Origin of the sequence: Clostridium lapidicellarium (genome assembly GCF_041224415.1) — a bacterium.
GTDB classification, from domain to species: Bacteria; Bacillota; Clostridia; order Clostridiales; family Clostridiaceae; genus Clostridium_B; species Clostridium_B lapidicellarium.
This window is the reverse complement of record NZ_JBGFFE010000008.1, coordinates 44,473-62,730: the sequence shown is the minus strand read 5'-3', so window position 1 is coordinate 62,730 and position 18,258 is coordinate 44,473. Positions and strand designations below refer to the sequence as shown.

The window sequence follows — 18,258 nt, the reverse complement described above, 5'->3', positions numbered from 1 at the left end:
CCACTTCCAACTATTCTTGGGAAAGTATCCTGCTGTATATATCATTGTACTGTCTGCAAAAATTATTCATTGAAAATTTTTTTTTGCAGATATCATACAATCTTTCTCCCATACCCTGCATGTATTCTCTTCTGTCAAAAGCCAATTTCATTTTATTACTTATGTCTTCTACAGAATTCGGATCTACTAAAAATATGGAATCGTCATCTAAAATTGTATCCATGTCACCGACTCTGGGAGCTATAAAAGGCTTTTTTACAGCAGCACTTTCAAGCAGTACCATAGGAGGTGCCCCGCCTTCGCTAAATGACGTCAATATGCCTACATCTCCCGCATTCATAAAATCTATGGCATTCTCACTGTATCCTGCAAGTATCACATCTTCCTGCAGTGCCAGATCTACAATCAAATTCCTCAGTTTAAGCTCTTCCGAACCATCTCCAACTATAATGAGCTTTACGTTTTTTACTTTATCTCTGACAATTCCAAATGCCTCCACAAGCGACATTTGATTTTTTACAGGGTGCATCCTAGCCACATTTACATATACAAAATCCCTATCGGATATATTATATTTTTTCCTTATACCATTCCTATCTTTTTTCAGAACTATCCCATCGCCGGCAATTCCATTGCTGACCCTAAATTTTTTCCCCCTGAAATTTTCTTCATCTAGAATATCTTTTATATAGTCGGATACACATATATAGTTGCCAAAACTCTTCAAACCAGCTTTGCTTAAAGGTGTAAAAATCTTATATTTAATTTTACTGTTTAAAAAATCTTTTCTGAAATCACTATGTACTGTGGCAACCGCAGGTATATTTATTTTGTTTTTTAGGAAGTAATGCACAAAAAAGGCTCTGGCACCGTGGAAATTTACAATATCAATCTTATTCTCCTCTATATATTTCAATATAAAACTGTCATAAGTAATGCTTCTCTTGAATTTCACCGTATTCACACCAAGTCTTTTACTTCTCTCATAAAGTCCTCCTCCACCTATAGTACCTAAGGTGCAGTCAAACATGCGTCTCGAATAAAAGCTCAGATTCAAAACATGATTTCCGCCGCCGCCCGTATCATTCCCAGATATAATTTGTAATACTTTCATAGCTTCCACCTTCAATCAGAAGATATTTAAAAAAATATACTTTTATGTCTTTCCCTATACATCATAGATTGAGATATTGCCAAAATAACCCAGAAATATGTAGTGGTCTTAGGTACAAAAAATAAATTGTCAACCAAATTCATTATATAAAAGGCCACCATTGACGCAAAAAAGCCTGTATAAAAATACCTGTAAAATTTATTTTTTGTGCTTTTGACAAAATTTCTAACTCCTATGAGTGAAGATATGATAATACCGGCAAAAGATATACCTCCTATAATTCCAAGTTCACTTTCCACCTTCAGATAGGAATTGTGACTGGGCCATCTGCTGTATCCATAAAATTTATACTGCGGATATATACTTACATATTTATCGTATAAGCTTACATAGTTTCCATTTCCTACACCAAATACAGGATGATCCTTTATCATTTTTCCCGCAATTTTCCATAGATAGATTCTGGATTGATTTTGGACAGGATCACCTATTGCCACGATTCTGGCCCTCAATTCCGGCAGCAGCATCGATATCACTGCTGCTGTCAAAAGCGGCAGGATAAATTTAAAACTATATAAAACAACAAGAGTTACCAGTCCAACTGCAGTTCCAACAATGGCATTTCTCGATCCTGTAAAGATCAAATCTGAAAACATCACAATCGCCAGAATTAAAAAGAAATATTTTCTTATCTTTTTCCGCTCATATATAAACAACATAATCACGGGAAAAATCCCAATTATTAGAAATGCTGCCAGGTTATTTGGATTATTCATGTTTGCCGTTATTTTAAATTTTGCATATCCATAATTTTTAAATTGGTTGCTTAGCCCAAAACCCGTAAAATACTGATACATCCCATATAAACTTACTATAATTACAGAACCTATGTAAGAACACAGTATTCCATTTAAAAGTTCTCTCCTGTTCCACTCATATTTAATCATAAAAAACAATGCAATATACGATATAAATCTAAGGCTTTCACCGACAGCAAGCTTTTTTTCCACAGCATAACTTACCGAGACAAGCATCATAACTGCAAATACACTCATGAATACAGTCAAATAATTCTTGAAAAAATCCCCTATTCCAATTAAAAATCTATGTCTTGATTTCTTCGTTCCGATAATTTTCAACATATAAAGCAGTAAAATAACTGCCAGCATACAGTCACTAAAAGTAATGCCGTGTATTTTTATACCATCCGGCAATACAGGCAGTGTCAACACATAAGCGCATACAAGCAGATATAAGACTCTATCCAAAATCAAGCTCCCACCTCCATTTCAACCCTTCCTGACGCTACCTATCAAGTACCTTCATAATCTTCACTGAAGCTTTTCCATCTCCAAATATATTTTCCTGCTTTTTTGAAGGTGTAAAGTTCAATATAGCATCCAATATTTTTTTCCTGTCAGTTCCCACTATTTTATTCCAACCATTCTCGACTGTTTCAACCCATTCCGTTTCATCTCTTAAAGTTATGCAGGGTTTTTTCATAAAGAAAGCTTCTTTTTGAACTCCACCGCTGTCCGTAACTATTTTTTGAGAGTTCATCTCCAAATTTATCATCTCGAGATATCCTACAGGATCTGTCACCTTCACATTTTTATTGAATTTAAGCCCATAGTCGGACATATATTTCTTAGTCCTGGGATGGAGGGGAAGTACTATTGTTCTTCCGCATTCATTTAATGCACTGACTATATCACCGAGTCTTTTTATATGATTTGTATTTTCGGCCCTGTGTATTGTAGCAAGTACGTATTCCCTGCCCTCTAAGTGCAGATCTCTTATAATTTCGCTTCTATTTTCAGCCAGCTTTTTAAAATCCAAGATAGCATCAAACATAACATCTCCCACATTGTAGATACCCTTTTTTATTCCCTCGCCCTTTAAGTTTTTTTCCGCTGATTTTGTCGGCACAAATAAAATATTTGAAATGTGGTCTGTAAGAACTCTGTTCTGTTCCTCCGGCATTTCCATATTAAAACTTCTAAGCCCAGCTTCCACATGTGCTACTGGAATCAATAATTTACTGGCACACAGTGCCCCTGCAAGAGTTGAATTGGTATCACCATAAACAAGTACAAGATCAGGTTTCTCTTTTTCATATACTTCCTCAAGTTTTATGAGCATGGTCCCGGTCTGCCTTCCATGACTTCCCGAACCAACGCCCAAATTATAATCAGGCTCAGGTATATTCAGTTCTTCAAAAAAAACCTTAGACATATTCCTGTCATAATGCTGTCCCGTATGCACCAGCACTTCACGATGATGTTTTCTTATTACTCTGGAAACAGCAGCAGCCTTAATAAATTGAGGTCTCGCTCCCACAACTGTTAATATCTTCATGTGTATCCTCCTGTAAAATTTATTATTGATTTTTTAGAAGCTGGTCTTCAGGAACATTTCTGAATTTTACAGCTGGATTTCCTGCAACTATGACAGCTTTTTCCACATCTTTTGTAACCACACTTCCTGCTGCGGCAAAACCGTCTTCCCCTATAACCTTTCCTGGAAGTACAGTTGCCTGTACACCTATCCTGCCGCCTTTTTTAACAGTTACTCCCTTAAAATGCTTATATCTCTCTTTAGATCTGGCTGCAAAATTATCATTTGAAGTTACAACACCAGGTGCAATGAATACATTGTCCTCAATCTCAGAATAAGCTGTAATATATACATTTGTTTCAATCTTGCAGTTTGAGCCGACCTTACAGAAATTCTCCACAGCAGTTCCTCTGCCTATTATAGTTCTGTCGCCTATAGTCACATCTTCCCTTACAGTTGCAAGATCTGCAATAAGTACATTTTCACCTATGGTGCATCCACAGTAAATTACAGTTCCCGCCCCTATAAGGCATCCATCTTTCAGCACTGTGGGTTCAAACTTTTTGTCATCCTTAAATATACTGTTTACAGATCTCATAGGTTCCTTACCTATAACGGTATTATCGTCAATTCTCACATTATTTCCTATAATGCAGCCTTTGTGAATCACTACATTATGACCTATAATGCAGTTGTTTCCAAGTACGACTCCATCCTCCAAGACTGTAAATTTCCCGATAGTTACATTATTGCCAACTTCTGCAGTATTAGATATATATCTCTCACACATATTAACTCTCCTACCTTCATATATTTAAGAATTGAGAATGAAACTGATCCATTCATTCTCAACTCCAAATTACTATTTATTAATTTTTTTAACTCCCGCCATATCCAGAGTTGAAAAATCGCCTATTGGGAATTCAACAGGCATGCCCGTAAGTCTCGATTTATAAGCCGCCAAAACAATAGACATTCCCTTTTTTCCCTCTTTTCCATCTATAAGAGGTTTTGTATTATTATTCACAGCATCTATCATATTTTTGAAAAGAGGTATGTGTCCAAAGCCATATACAGTATCCGGATCTCCCTTTTGAGATTTCAGCACTTCGTCGTCTATATTCCTGTGATCGGCAAATTTCCACGTTTCTATCCTGTTTACAGCAAGTCCACCTATACATACGGTACCTTTTTCCCCAAATATGCTTAAAGTTTCCTCCAAATTTTTTGGATAAACACAGGCACTGCCTTCCACTATTCCTACGGAACCATTTCTGAACCTTATTATTATTGCCCCGAAGTCCTCTGCCTCTATGTCCCTTATAAAAGTATCACACTGTGCATATACACTTTGAATTTCTCCACCCATCATCCACTGAAGCAAATCTATATTGTGTATACACTGGTTCATCAAAGTACCCCCGTCAAGTTTCCACGTTCCACGCCAGGAAGCCTGGTGATAATAGTCCATATTTCTGTTCCACAGTATTCTGGCTGTTCCATTTATAAGCCTGCCAAATCTATGTTGTTCTACTGCCGATCTAAGCTGTTGCACCGGTTTATTAAACCTGTTTTGATGGCATATGCACAATTTCACATGGTTCTTTTCAGACGCAACTATCATCGCATCTGCGTCCTGTATTGAAAGTGCCATGGGCTTTTCACAGATAACATTTTTCCTATTATTCATACAGTAGATGGCTATCTCGGGATGATATCCGCTTTCAGTAGCTACAGTAACTACATCTATATCCTGTTCTTTGAGCATTTTCTTATAGTCGGTATAGACTGCCGGGACATGATCTTTTCCCACTTTATCAACATATTCATTTTTTCTCTTTTCGGCCTTTTCACAGATTATATCACACACTGCAGTTAGAACCGCTTCTTCTCTATTAGCTGCCAGGGCCTCAACGTGCTTATAAGATATCCTGCCGCACCCTATAATGGCAAACTTCAATTTTTTCATAAAAACACCTCTTATCAATAATTGCCCTCAATTTATAATTTATGGATTTTTTCCCTGTTATTTTTTACATCTCTTGTTGCATTTCTTGTATCATAAATTATCTTGGCCCTGTCTACTATGGTCTGATAATCATAACAGCTGTGATCCGTAGTTATAATCACTATATCCGAACTATCAATCTCATTTTTCCAGTTCACTGTTTTATACACTTTGCCGCCGCGTTTAAATTCAGGAATAAATGGATCGTCTACAACTATTTTTGCCCCATTTTTCCTCAGATGATCTATGATCTTAAGAACTGGAGATTCCCTTATATCATCTATATCCTTCTTATAAGCCACCCCAAGCAGGAGTACTTTTGATCCTTTCATTGCCTTTCCATATTGATTTAAAAGTTTCATGGCATTGTCGACTACAAATTCAGGCATAAAATCATTTATTTCTCCGGAGGTCTCTATTAATTTTGTATGGTAGTCATATTCCTTGGCTTTCCATGAAAGATAGAATGGATCAAGCGGTATGCAATGCCCTCCTAACCCTGGTCCAGGATAAAATGCCATAAATCCATAAGGTTTAGTTTTTGCCGCATCTATAACTTCCCATATATCTATGCCCATTCTCTTGCAAAGTACAGCCATTTCATTGGCAAGACCTATGTTTATATTCCTAAAGGTATTTTCAAGTATCTTTTCCATTTCCGCTACTGCAGGGCAGGACACGGTGTATATCTCACTTTCAAGTATATTTCTATAGAGAGTTGCTGCAACTTCCGTACATTCAGGTGTACATCCCCCTACCACTTTTGGAGTGTTTTTAGTCTTGTAATGTTTATTGCCCGGATCCACCCTTTCCGGTGAAAATGCCAGGAAAAAGTCTTCTCCACATTTCAATCCACCCTTTTCAAGTATGGGCTTTAATACTTCTTCCGTAGTGCCTGGATAAGTCGTACTTTCAAGTACTACAAGCATTCCCCTGTGAAGATATTTTGCAACACTTTTAGTGGAATTTACCACATAGGATATGTCCGGCTGTTTATAAATATCCAGTGGAGTTGGAACACATATTGAAACTGCATCTACATCCTTGACAAAACTAAAATCAGTAGTTGCCTTGAGTTTCCCCTCTTTTACCAGTCTTTCCAAGTCCGAATCCACTATGTCACCTATATAATTAACTCCTTCATTTACCGATTTGACTTTTTTATCCTGAACATCAAATCCGATAACCTGGTATCCTGCTTTTGCCTTCTCTACAGCAAGTGGAAGCCCTACATAACCTAAACCAACTACACCCAATCTAGCTTTTCTGTTCTCCAATTTTTCTATTAATTCATCTTTCAATTGCGACATGTTTTTACCTCCTAGTTTAACTTGCTCATACGTTTTTCATTATAATACATACTTTTTTCTTTGTCACCTTAAGCTTTTTTATTGCTTTTCCTTTGCAATAAAATCCAGTATGTCTTTTTCTATTTGGTGTCCGCATTCTTTCGGGGTTATTTTCCCCGATGTCAAATTCTGCATTATCTTGTTAGTATTTTGAAGAGCCTGTGTTTCAGTCACATTGGGCAATATTTCCCCATATTCCGACTGTTTTACAAAAGTCCTGGCTTTTGCATCGTTTTTTACTTCCTTTATATTGTAGTCCGTTTTAAAGGGGGGAATTCTTCCCGTTATCTTAAAAAGCGGTTTGCTGGAATTATCTATAAGATATTTTATCAAGCTCCAGTCGGCTTTTTTATATTCCGATCTCGGGCTCACATAAGCCACCTGGGCTGTGACAAATGATGTCATCTGCCTGCCATTGTATTTTGGAAAGGGCACTACAGAATAATTAAGTCCCGATTGATCCAGCTCCTGAAGATCCCAGGAGCCGCTTATGTAAAAACTGGTCTTACCGTCTTTAAAATTATTTCTGGCGGTTATACTGTCTACAGTTTCCGGCATCAACTTGTATTTCTGAACCATATCCCTAATCATTGAATACCCTTTAACTGCATTTTCATTGTTGAGTCCTATGTCTTTCACATTATATCCCTTATTATTTTTTCCAAAAATATATGCTCCGTTGGCCTGGAGTATCGGAAAGCTCAAATAAAAATTATTTATATCATATTGAAAACCCTGTTTCCGACCCATCGAAATCAATTCTTCAAAGGTCTGGGGAAGTTTTTTCACCTTGTCTTTATTATAATATAACCCATAGGTTTCTATAGACAGCGGGATACCGTACATTTTATTGTTAAAGGTAACAGTTTCAAGAGCTGACGGTATATATTTATCTTTATCTATCAAGTTGTCAGGAATTTTAGTCAAAAGATTTTCACTGTGAAGTTTTTCCATTCTTTCATGTGATACTCCAAATTCTATATCCGGTTCCATATTTCTTAAAGATGCCTCAATATATGCCCTATTGTCACCTTTGTCTGAATGAATTACCACTTTGTACCCTGAAGTCTTTGACCATTTATCAGCAAGAGTTCTGAGTTCAGTTATTTCAGGATCCGTAAAATGAGACCAAACTACTATTTCTCTGTTGTTATTCCTTCCAGCTGTATCTGCACATCCTGTTGAAAAAAACATAAATATTAAAATCACAGTTACGAGTTTACAAAATTTCTTCATTAGAACTCTATTCTCCTTTTCACCGCATTGATAATATATCTGAATCTATCTTTTAAATTTACTTTTAATCATATTGATTATATTTGTAAGTTCCTTCACTTTCAATAATATCAGCATCAGAACATAAATTCCCACTGCAGTAACTATGCAGATGATTATTATAATAAGCTGTCCTTTGAATCCAACTAGAAAATTTCCTAAAAAACGATATATGAAAAATATGCATATTCCCATAACAGATGCTGAAGCTGTTATCTTGCCTCCAACCATAAACATGTTAACACCATTTACACTTCCAACTCTCTTTCTGAGATCCTTGACCAAAAGCACACAGCTCACAAAAGCAGAAATGGTGGTAGCAAGAGTCAGTCCTCCTATTCCCATCCTTTTTACAAGCATAATGCTCATCACTATGTTTACCCCTATTCCTATGGCCCCGTTTATCATGGGTGTTATTGTATCCTGCAGTGCATAAAAGGATCTGTTGAAAACATCCCTTATTCCCCAGAATACCAATCCTGAAACCAGGAAAAAAAGAGCTTCCGCTGTCATATCAACTGCTGATTTATTAAAAGCACCGTGCATAAAAAGAACACTTATTATGGGGACTCTCAATATAAGCAGACCTACGACTGCAGGAATAACTATAATATTTATGTTATTCACCGCGGAACTTATGTGATATTTAAATTCATTGAAATTTTTAGTACTTACATCCCTGGAAAGTGAAGGAAAAATCACTGTCACTATGGCAGAAGCAAAGGTAAAATATACAAGCATATTCATTTTATTTGCATAATCAAGTGCCACTATGCTGCCAATTGCAAGACCTGATGCCATTCTTTTCTGAACAATTTCATTGACCTGATTTACACCCGTTCCAATAATGACCGGTGTGATAAGCGACATCATTTTTTTTATCCTGGGTTCCTTAAAATCTATTTTAAAGCTGTACCTGTAGTTGTTTTTTATAAGCCACGGAATCTGTATAACTATTTGAAGCCCATTTCCAATCATAGTTGCCACTGTAAGTCCCACTATTCCATAATGTGTTCCGGTCAATATGTACAATATTATAGGTATATTCATCACTATTCCCACTAAGGCGGGAGCAGTAAAATCATCCAAAGTTTGAAGTATTGCAGTGTACCCGCTGTTCAAACTCAGGAAAAGTATATTTATCATACTTATTTTTGTCAAAAACACAGTTAAATTATATCGTTCTCCTGTAAAGCTGGCAATTATATTTACAATGTCGTCGGTAAATATCCATCCCAGGACACACAAAAATAAGGATATGATCATCAATATATTCATTATGTAATTGGCAAATCTGAACATTTCATCTTTGCCATCTTTACTGTAACATTCACTGAGTATCGGAATAAAAGTTGTAGTAATGGCAAGGCCGAATAAATTAAACATGAGATTGGGTATTGCAAGTGACATAGTGTAAGCATCCGAACTAACAGAAGCACCAAAAACACTTACAATAAGAGCATCTCTCACAAAGCCCAAGACTCTACTTGCCATTGAAATAACCATTACCACACCAGCAGACTTTACAAGCTTATTACTTTCCATGTTTTCCTCCAAAATAATTAACTGCACTTACTTTAAGTATTTTATCACTAATTAATTTTATATACAATTTATTTGCGGCCTAAAAATATCTTTCCCAATACAGGTATTCTGTCAAATATCAATTTGGACATCAATATGGGCATAAAACCTATAAAGAGCATTATTACAATTACCACGCTGTAATTAAATTTGAACATCTGGTAAAATAAAACTCTGGCTCCTGTTTGAAAGAACCATGACAATAAATATACATCATAGCTGTATCTTCCCAATCTCCTGAACAGCTCTCCCATTGAAGAGTTGACCATAAGCTGGGATACCAGCAGAAATATACTGCTTCCAAGAAGGGCCGTCAATAAATTATAATAGGGATATATAGCCTTTCTCACATCAAAAATATTCAAAGTTATAAGAAATAATGAAAATACTGTAATCACTATATATTTATTTCTATTCTCAATATTATTCCATTTGTCATAAACAGTTCTCAAATAAATACCAAAAAAGAAATAAAACAGATAATGTATTATTCCATATATATAAAATAAACCAACCTGTTTTGTGAAAACAAGATTCAGAACCAAAGTTATCAAAAGTGCCATACGAACTGGTATTTTGCTAAAAATAGGAGCTGCTACGAATATGAAAAACAGCGTATAGATAAACCAAAAATACTGTATTGGAATATCAAGCGGATAAAAAAGTATATTTATTATAAGACTGTTCAATTTGACAGGGCGTGCAGCAAAATTATTCATGTATAATTTTATGGGAACTGCCACCAGCGAAACTGTAAAATATGGAACCATCAGCCTCTTTATCTTTTTATATACATAAGAGCCATAACCCTTTAAATTCTCTATTTCATATATCTTATAGGCAAAAAACCCTGATATAATGAAAAAAAATGGCATATGAAAAGAATATATAAGTTTATATATATATGCATAAAAATTGCTGTTATTGAACTGCGAATCAGGGAAAGAATGTCCTAGAACTACTAAAAATATACCTATCCCCCTAGCTATATCCATATCTTTATAGTACTTCTTTATCATGTGTTACCTCCCAGAATCAAATAGTTAAAGCTCTTTTGGAAGCAAATAGGCCAAAACAAGTCCAAGCCCAAGTCCATTCGTAAGCAGTGTAGTAAGTATGGGTCCATTAAATAAAGCCATTATTCCGCCAAATAAAATTGTACCTACCAGAAATATATTCTTGGTTTCCACAGATTTAATTATTATCATTATAAAATAGAGAAGTATTGAAAATAGAATTACCCCTACAATGCCAAAATTCATATAGGCGTCTCCATACCACGTCACGTTGAGCCTCATGTCGGGCCTTCCATAATAGACCGTTGCCATATAAAAATTAGGGTCCATGTTGTATATATTCTTAAAAAAGTGACCTAGTATGCTCTGGGATAAAAGCATCTTGGGATACATCCAGAAAAAATCATAGTATTCCAGTGCTATAAGGGAAGGCCACAGAAATATTCTTATTATTACAAGAAGATATATTGACAATTTTTTGAGGAAGAAAGCAGCAAGGCCAAGTATTACGGCAAGTGCCATCATCTTTTCAATCAAACTTCTCTTTATGCCGTACCTCAATATCATTCCAAAAAATGGAGCTAAAAGCAGTACTGCAAACTGACTTTTATAAGCTGCATATCCATATAAAACAACTTGTAATGCAACAGGTATAATCGCGAACTTATATTTTTTCTTATAGATAAAATAAGCAAGTATAAAAGGATTTATTATGTTTCCAAGCCATTGGACAAAATAATCTGTAAGCCTTCCCGCTTCTTGTCTATAATTTAACCTTACAGCATATACATTTTGAAAGGATTCCAATATTCTGGTTGGAAGTCCCAATTTATATATCAAATAGGAATAACCAATAATCATGAATCCCACAACACCTATCCAAAAAACCCTGGGTTTTACTGATATCTGCGGTATCTTAAAATTCATCCTACTTACCAAAATCACTCCAATAACGGCAGCCGCAGTTATTATATATATGTATATTCCCGAATTTTTGCTTTCTCCAAGACCGCTCATAGTGTAAACAACTAAAAGGGGGGTAATACTGAGAAACAAAAATAAGAACCAATACAAACTGGTAAGGCCCTGGATTCTGTTTGGCAGTAAAAATACAACGGTATAAATTACAGCTATCACCAGCGGGAGCATGACAAGCGCCCTTCTAAGAATTCCAGAGTTTATTACAAAATTAAAAGATTTATAATATTTAATGGAACATATGTATCCTACAGTCAATCCTGCTACTATAAGCAGGTATACTGCAACAGACAATATTTTTCCGTTTCTGCTTTGCCTGTCATAAATTTCATCTATCATCAAGCGGACCTCCTTATTCAATTGATTTAAAGAATCCACATATAGTTCCCAATCCGTAAGCTATATGCAGCAAAAAAAACAGTACAAACATGCAGGGCATATATCTTATTCCATTTCTTATCCCTATATTCATGGATTCCAGAATATCCACTGCAAAATAACTGGCCAGAGCCAGAATCTCTATAATTCTACTTACAAGAAAAAACTTATAAGTTATCCCAAATATCACTATGGTCAAAAAAAATACAAGAGGAACAAGGTGCCTTATTCTAACTATTTCTCTATTATTTACAATAGAGCCGCCTATGGCCTCTCCATTTTTAAAATTCTGGGAGATTATTTTTCCTACGCTGCTCCTGGGCCTGTAATAGGAAATTATATCTTTGTTCTGGTATATTTTATATCCAGCCCTCAGTATCCTGTTGTTTAAATCATTATCTTCACTTCTGGATAAATTCTCATTATAAAAACCTATTTCATCAAATATCCATCTCCAAAACGCCCCGTTCCAGACGGTATCAACAAAACCCTCATAATCTTTCTGCCTGAACTTGGCAACCCCTATGCCAAACTTACTTTCATGTAAAAAAACTATACAATTCTCTATATAGGATTTTGATCTCAAAAGATATGTGGGTCCTCCCACATTTACAACTTTTTGCGATTTCATTCTATTCAGGGTTTTTACACACTGGCCAACATAATTCTTATCGTAGATCGCGTGGGCGTCAACCCTCACAACTATGTCTCCCCTTGCCATTTTTATCCCCTTGTTGAGTGCCGCAGATTGAATTTTCTTCTCATTATCTATCAGCAGCAATTTTTCATTGGTAAATTTCCCTATTATATCCCTCGTAGAATCTGTAGACATTCCATCTAATACCAATATCTCAATAATGTTTTCATAAGTCTGATCCACTATGGATTTAAGACATTTTTCTATATACATTTCCTCATTATATACTGGAATTATTATTGAAACTGAATTTCTGTTACACATACAAATCTCCTCTTAATCTTTTATCAGGTGGTTCTCCCGCCGCTGTAAATCATCTGCCATATATTCTACTTAACGTAGGTTCATTCGATTCCCAGAAATAATTATCTTTCATTTTTCTCATACTGCCAATCATCTTTTCCTTTTCATGCGGGTTCTCCACAAACCTTCCTATTATATCCTCCAATTCTCCTTTAAGATCACTTCCATCTATTCCGTATCCGAAATTATTCTTTTTAACCTCAAATCCAAATTCAGTTGCAGCATTTGCAATAATTGGAGTTTCAGTTATTATGCTCTCAAAGAATTTATTTGGCATAGATATAGCTGCCGTATTTCCCGGGTAAAAGGCATAGGTCACATCAATATTTCTATATAATTTTTCAAGCTCATCTATATGATATACTCCCCTTATATATACATTGGAAAACTTTTTTGAATATTCAGCAAGTTGTTCAGAATATATTCCTCTTCCGCAGATTATGATCTGTACGCATTTGTTGTATTTTTGGGAAGCATCGATGAGTGCCTTTATCTCATCATAATATCTCACCGACCCTATAAAACCAATTCTAAGCTTGGAGCTGGGCACTTTTTCTATGTTCCCAAATAGATTTTTATAAGGTGCATTATTTACTATGTAGATATTCTTGCTTATTTTACTGTAAAGCTGTTTCATCTTTGGGGTAACAACTATATGGGCATTCACTTTTTTAAGAAGATGTCTTTCCATCAAGACAATTGCCCTGCAAATAAATTTATTTATAAAACCAGGCCTGTTATAAAAATACATATAAAAGAGATCATGTTCATCATATACAAGTTTCAATTTAAGTTTTCTATTTACACCGGTCCCTATGAAAAGTCCATCAAAATCATGACAGTGAATGGCCTCAAAATCCTTATTTTTCAGATAGCTATATACTTCCTTTTTAAATTGTAGAAATTTAAAAATCTGTCTGTATCCGGAACCATATTGGGCTTCTCCAAAAAATCTTACTATTTTTATACCATTTAAATTTTCTTCTGGTTTATCCACATATGTTCCATCCCTGTCCCAACATAAAATAGTGATTTTATGTCCCAGTTTTGTAAGAGATTTTGCCTCCTTATAAACTCTGGGATCAGGATCAAATCCATTTGTAAGCAGCATAGCAATGTTCAAAATTTTCTCACCTCATAATTTCATCATATATATCAATAGTTTTTTGTGCATTTCTAAACCATGTAAATTCACTGAGTACAGTATTTTTCCCATTTTTTCCAATTTTCTTTGCGGCGGCTTTATGACTCAATATATAATCTATGGTATCTGCCAGATCATCCACATCTTTAGGTTCGACTAGAAAACCGTTTTTCCTATCTTCAATGACATCTTCTATCCCCTGTCCTTTAATACCAATGACAGGTATGCCATTGTTCATCGCCTCTATGTAAACTATGCCAAATCCTTCCTGCCAGCTTGGAAGTGAAAATACATCACATTTTGAAGACATGTACTTTATCACCTCCGAATGGGGTAATTTCCCCAAAAAAATTACATTTCTGCTCAGATTCAAATCCATTACAAGTTTCTTTAAATTTTTACTCTCCTCGCCGTCTCCAATTATATAGTACATGATATTGGGATATTTTTTTACAAGTTTTGACAATGCATTTATATTCAGATCAATTCCCTTGGTTTTTATCAAAGATGATACACTGAGCATAACATACTGTCCTTTAAGTTCAATTTGTTCATCTATGGCATATTCTTCCGGATTAATTCCATTATTTATAACTACAGTTTTATCTAAAAGGTATTTTTCTTTTATCACATTCCTCAATTTATTACTGACAGTTATTATTTTATCTGCAAATTTCAGGACCCTGAACACATTCTTTCTGCAGCTTTTATTCTTTTTTATAGTATATTGAAAATCCTGGCCATGAATTGTCACCACTAAAGGTACCTTATACTTTTTATCAAGAATCATACTGGCAAATCCGACAGGTATCGCAGTATGGGCATGTATGACATCAAATTTGAAATTCCTATATATTTTACCTATAGTCTTTTTTATCCCAAGATACATAAAAAAGCCTGAATTCTGTAAAAAAATTCCCTTGGGAATTTCAAAATATCTGGGGTAAAAAACTTCCACGCCATCAAGCACTGCTTTGTTCGGAACCTGAATATAAGCTCTATATTTTTTTACTACACCTAAAAAAGCTGGAACATAAGGCACCGGGCATACCACTTTTACATTGCATCCCTCACCTATAAGTTTCTGAACCTGCTTATGGACAAAAATACCCAAAACACTATTGATAGGTGAAGGATACATATGTGAAATAACTAGCACATTCTTCATGGTCTTATTCATCCTTTTGATATTTTTTTCTCTTATAAGTTGGCACTTTTTCTTCTATAAGTTTAATTACCTGTTCTCTATCGCCATTTACTACTTTTCCAAAATCCTCTATGGATTTTTCTACAAAATTCATATCTATCCTGTTTGGTTTTTCCACAAATATTTTATCGTGTTCTGTAGAAGTCAAAGCTACTTCATTCATAAGCGGTTCTTCATACAACTTTTCTCCCGGCCTGAGTCCAGTATACTTTATCTTTATATCCACACCGGGTTCATATCCGGATAAAGTTATGAGATCCTTTGCCAGATCTACTATTTTTACGGGTTTACCCATATCCAGGACAAAAATTTCACCCCCACGGGCTATAGCACCTGCCTGAATAACAAGCTGTGCAGCTTCGGGAATAGTCATAAAAAACCTGTTTATCTCAGGGTGGGTTACTGTCACAGGACCTCCATGGGCTATCTGCTTTTTAAAAAGTGGAATTACTGAACCATTGCTTCCAAGCACATTTCCAAATCTCACAGCTACATACTCAGTTTCACTGTCCTCGTCAAAAGCCTGCACCATGATTTCACAGAATCTCTTAGTGGCTCCCATAACACTAGTTGGATTAACAGCCTTATCCGTGCTTATCTGCACAAATCTTCCCACCTTGAATTTATCACAGCATTTAAGTACATTGTACGTTCCAATTATATTATTTTTAACCGCTTCAGCAGGATTGTTCTCCATAAGCGGAACATGCTTGTGGGCCGCTGCATGAAAAACCACCTGGGGCCTATATTTCTGAAATATATCTTCAAGTCTATTCACATCTCTTATAGAACCTATAATTATTTTTTTATTCAACTTGGGATATTTATAATTCAATTCCATTTCCACATCATATACATTGTTCTCATATATGTCAAATATTAAAAGCATCCCAGGTCCGAACCTGGCTATCTGCCTGCACAGTTCAGAGCCAATGGATCCTCCTCCGCCCGTTACAAGTATAACCTTTCCCTTTATGTATTTATTTATATTTTCATTGTTCAGCTTTACCTCTTCTCTCCCCAAAAGATCTTCAATGTTCACATCTCTTATTTTGGACATGTTGACATTTCCATCTATCATTTCATATATTCCGGGTAAAGTTTTAAGTTTGCATTTTGTGGTTTTACATATGTTTATAATTTTCCTTTTGGTCTTAATATCTGCCGAAGGCATTGCTATTATTATTTCTTCTATACTTTTGTCCTTACATATTCTCTGGATTTCATCTCTTCCACCCAAAACCTTTATTCCGTTTATAAGCTTTTTCTTCTTTGCCCTGTCGTCGTCTATAAGACCTATTATATCGTAATTAAAATTCTTATGTTTTTTTATTTCCCTTATAAGCATGGCTGAAGCATCGCCCGCCCCAACTATGAGGAGTCTTTTTTCTCTCCTATTCTTATACTCCCCTTTATTTCTATCCTCAGACACCCTATATACAAATCTTATTCCTCCCAGTGCAAGCACTGACAATATCCAAAAAATTATGTGAACTGTATAGGGAAATCTATAGAACCTGTTTTCAAGAAATTTATAATTTATAAGATAGCTGTAAATTATAAATATCAGATTGGCCAGAGATACGGAATATACTATGGAAAAAAGCTCCTCTACAGAAGCATATTTCCATATTCTGTCATATAGATTGAATATCTTATTCATTATCAAAGTTATAATCACTACAGGAATAATGGAAAGTTTTAAGAATATCATATATTCCGGAGGTATATTAAAATCAAATCTGAGCAGCAGAGCAAAATAAAGTGAAGCTATCAGAAAAAGTACATCGTATATTACAAGTTTTTTATCTTTTTGCATTTCAACACTTCCTAGGATCATTGTAAAAGTCTTGTATAAAAACTCTCTTTATCTATTTTACATCATAAGTAAAATTATTCAACATATTTTTAATTTGCGATCTTTACCGCAATCAAGTCACAAACAATTTATTTCTCTTTCAATTTATTATATACACCCTTGAAAAGCTCCTGATTTTTCAGATTCAACAGATATTTCATAAAAGGTATTTTCAGCTCGTTTCTCTTAAGTGCATATTCCACTGTAGCTTGTAAAAAGCCAAGCTTGTCACCTACATCATACCTCCTTCCCTCGAAAGTATATGCATACATAGCTTCATTTTTTGCAAGTGTCCTGAGTGCATCTGTAAGCTGAATCTCACCCCCTTTCCCCGGTGTAGTATTGTCCAATATTTCAAATATAGAAGGGGTTATTATATATCTCCCAAGTATGGCTACATTGGAAGGGGCCTCCTCCACCTTAGGTTTTTCTATTAAATCCTTGACCTTATATACTCTGTTTTCTATATACATACCCTTGACTATGCCGTATTTATAGACCTCGTTTTTATCTACCTTCTGCACGCCTATAATTGAAGTTTTATATTCATCATAGCAATTTATAAGCTGTTTTAAACAGGGAATTTTGCTGTCCACTACATCGTCGCCCAGCATTACTGCAAAAGGTTCATCCCCTACAAAAGTTCTGGCACAATTTATAGCATGGCCCAATCCCTTGGGTTCTTTTTGCCTTATATAATAGATATCCGCCATATTGGATATATCCCGTACCATTTTAAGAAGATCTTTTTTACCTTTTTTTTCCAATTCTTGTTCCAATTCCACCGACTTGTCAAAATGATCTTCTATTGCCCTCTTGTTTTTCCCGGTTATTATAAGTATTTCCTCTATTCCAGAAGCCACTGCCTCTTCTATAATATACTGTATAGTAGGTTTATCCACTATAGGAAGCATTTCCTTAGGCTGGGCCTTGGTAGCAGGCAAAAACCTGGTTCCAAGTCCTGCTGCCGGTATTATAGCTTTTTTTACTTTCATATTCAAAGCATCCCT

Annotated in this window: 15 protein-coding genes; all 15 read right to left on the bottom strand. The window is 35.3% G+C overall.

Annotated elements, in window-relative coordinates; all coding sequences use genetic code 11:
- Window positions 1–10: 10 nt before the first annotated feature.
- Entirely contained in the window at window positions 11–1,114 is a 1,104-nt protein-coding gene (locus AB8S09_RS07535; RefSeq protein WP_294182157.1) for a glycosyltransferase family 4 protein, read from the bottom strand.
- Between the two features lie 26 nt (window positions 1,115–1,140).
- A complete protein-coding gene (locus AB8S09_RS07530; protein ID WP_294182156.1) occupies window positions 1,141–2,388 on the bottom strand; it encodes an O-antigen ligase family protein in 1,248 nt (415 codons plus the stop codon).
- A 31-nt stretch (window positions 2,389–2,419) separates the two neighbouring features.
- Window positions 2,420–3,472: a non-hydrolyzing UDP-N-acetylglucosamine 2-epimerase gene (gene wecB, locus AB8S09_RS07525; protein WP_294182155.1), complete on the bottom strand. Its 1,053-nt coding sequence runs from the start codon at window positions 3,470–3,472 to the stop codon at window positions 2,420–2,422.
- Window positions 3,473–3,494: 22 nt separating this feature from the next.
- Window positions 3,495–4,241 carry an N-acetyltransferase gene (locus AB8S09_RS07520; RefSeq protein WP_294182154.1) on the bottom strand — a complete coding sequence of 249 codons (747 nt, stop codon included), beginning with the start codon at window positions 4,239–4,241 and terminating at the stop codon, window positions 3,495–3,497.
- A 72-nt stretch (window positions 4,242–4,313) separates the two neighbouring features.
- Window positions 4,314–5,420, bottom strand: coding sequence for a Gfo/Idh/MocA family protein (locus tag AB8S09_RS07515; protein WP_294182153.1), 1,107 nt, complete (start codon window positions 5,418–5,420; stop codon window positions 4,314–4,316).
- 32 nt (window positions 5,421–5,452) lie between these two features.
- Window positions 5,453–6,769 carry a nucleotide sugar dehydrogenase gene (locus AB8S09_RS07510; protein ID WP_294182152.1) on the bottom strand — a complete coding sequence of 439 codons (1,317 nt, stop codon included), beginning with the start codon at window positions 6,767–6,769 and terminating at the stop codon, window positions 5,453–5,455.
- Window positions 6,770–6,847: 78 nt separating this feature from the next.
- A complete protein-coding gene (locus tag AB8S09_RS07505) occupies window positions 6,848–8,044 on the bottom strand; it encodes a sugar ABC transporter substrate-binding protein (RefSeq protein WP_369868839.1) in 1,197 nt (398 codons plus the stop codon).
- A 45-nt stretch (window positions 8,045–8,089) separates the two neighbouring features.
- Window positions 8,090–9,628, bottom strand: coding sequence for a murein biosynthesis integral membrane protein MurJ (gene murJ, locus AB8S09_RS07500; protein ID WP_369868838.1), 1,539 nt, complete (start codon window positions 9,626–9,628; stop codon window positions 8,090–8,092).
- Between the two features lie 68 nt (window positions 9,629–9,696).
- On the bottom strand, window positions 9,697–10,686 hold the full coding sequence (locus tag AB8S09_RS07495; protein WP_294182149.1) for an acyltransferase family protein: 990 nt from the start codon (window positions 10,684–10,686) through the stop codon (window positions 9,697–9,699).
- A 24-nt stretch (window positions 10,687–10,710) separates the two neighbouring features.
- Window positions 10,711–12,000 (bottom strand): O-antigen polymerase, encoded by a 1,290-nt coding sequence (locus AB8S09_RS07490; protein WP_294182148.1) that lies wholly within the window; start codon window positions 11,998–12,000, stop codon window positions 10,711–10,713.
- Between the two features lie 13 nt (window positions 12,001–12,013).
- Window positions 12,014–13,000, bottom strand: a complete 987-nt coding sequence (locus AB8S09_RS07485) for a glycosyltransferase family 2 protein (protein ID WP_294182147.1) — start codon at window positions 12,998–13,000, stop codon at window positions 12,014–12,016.
- Between the two features lie 49 nt (window positions 13,001–13,049).
- Window positions 13,050–14,162 (bottom strand): glycosyltransferase, encoded by a 1,113-nt coding sequence (locus tag AB8S09_RS07480; RefSeq protein WP_294182146.1) that lies wholly within the window; start codon window positions 14,160–14,162, stop codon window positions 13,050–13,052.
- A 7-nt stretch (window positions 14,163–14,169) separates the two neighbouring features.
- Complete coding sequence (locus tag AB8S09_RS07475; RefSeq protein ID WP_294182145.1) at window positions 14,170–15,351, bottom strand: glycosyltransferase; 1,182 nt, start codon at window positions 15,349–15,351, stop codon at window positions 14,170–14,172.
- Window positions 15,352–15,355: 4 nt separating this feature from the next.
- The gene (locus AB8S09_RS07470) at window positions 15,356–17,209 is read right to left on the bottom strand and encodes a polysaccharide biosynthesis protein (protein ID WP_294182144.1); all 1,854 of its coding nucleotides are present in this window, start codon (window positions 17,207–17,209) and stop codon (window positions 15,356–15,358) included.
- Window positions 17,210–17,337: 128 nt separating this feature from the next.
- On the bottom strand, window positions 17,338–18,243 hold the full coding sequence (gene galU / locus AB8S09_RS07465) for a UTP--glucose-1-phosphate uridylyltransferase GalU (RefSeq protein WP_294182143.1): 906 nt from the start codon (window positions 18,241–18,243) through the stop codon (window positions 17,338–17,340).
- Between the last annotated feature and the right edge of the window lie 15 nt (window positions 18,244–18,258).

Coding starts and splice junctions, on each gene's coding strand:
- AB8S09_RS07490 (WP_294182148.1), bottom strand. CDS start 12,000: ATGATAGATGAAATTTATGACAGGCAAAGCAGAAACGGAAAAATATTG.
- murJ (WP_369868838.1), bottom strand. CDS start 9,628: ATGGAAAGTAATAAGCTTGTAAAGTCTGCTGGTGTGGTAATGGTTATT.
- AB8S09_RS07510 (WP_294182152.1), bottom strand. CDS start 6,769: ATGTCGCAATTGAAAGATGAATTAATAGAAAAATTGGAGAACAGAAAA.
- galU (WP_294182143.1), bottom strand. CDS start 18,243: ATGAAAGTAAAAAAAGCTATAATACCGGCAGCAGGACTTGGAACCAGG.
- AB8S09_RS07520 (WP_294182154.1), bottom strand. CDS start 4,241: ATGTGTGAGAGATATATATCTAATACTGCAGAAGTTGGCAATAATGTA.
- AB8S09_RS07535 (WP_294182157.1), bottom strand. CDS start 1,114: ATGAAAGTATTACAAATTATATCTGGGAATGATACGGGCGGCGGCGGA.
- AB8S09_RS07515 (WP_294182153.1), bottom strand. CDS start 5,420: ATGAAAAAATTGAAGTTTGCCATTATAGGGTGCGGCAGGATATCTTAT.
- wecB (WP_294182155.1), bottom strand. CDS start 3,472: ATGAAGATATTAACAGTTGTGGGAGCGAGACCTCAATTTATTAAGGCT.
- AB8S09_RS07485 (WP_294182147.1), bottom strand. CDS start 13,000: ATGTGTAACAGAAATTCAGTTTCAATAATAATTCCAGTATATAATGAG.
- AB8S09_RS07505 (WP_369868839.1), bottom strand. CDS start 8,044: ATGAAGAAATTTTGTAAACTCGTAACTGTGATTTTAATATTTATGTTT.
- AB8S09_RS07475 (WP_294182145.1), bottom strand. CDS start 15,351: ATGAAGAATGTGCTAGTTATTTCACATATGTATCCTTCACCTATCAAT.
- AB8S09_RS07470 (WP_294182144.1), bottom strand. CDS start 17,209: ATGCAAAAAGATAAAAAACTTGTAATATACGATGTACTTTTTCTGATA.
- AB8S09_RS07495 (WP_294182149.1), bottom strand. CDS start 10,686: ATGATAAAGAAGTACTATAAAGATATGGATATAGCTAGGGGGATAGGT.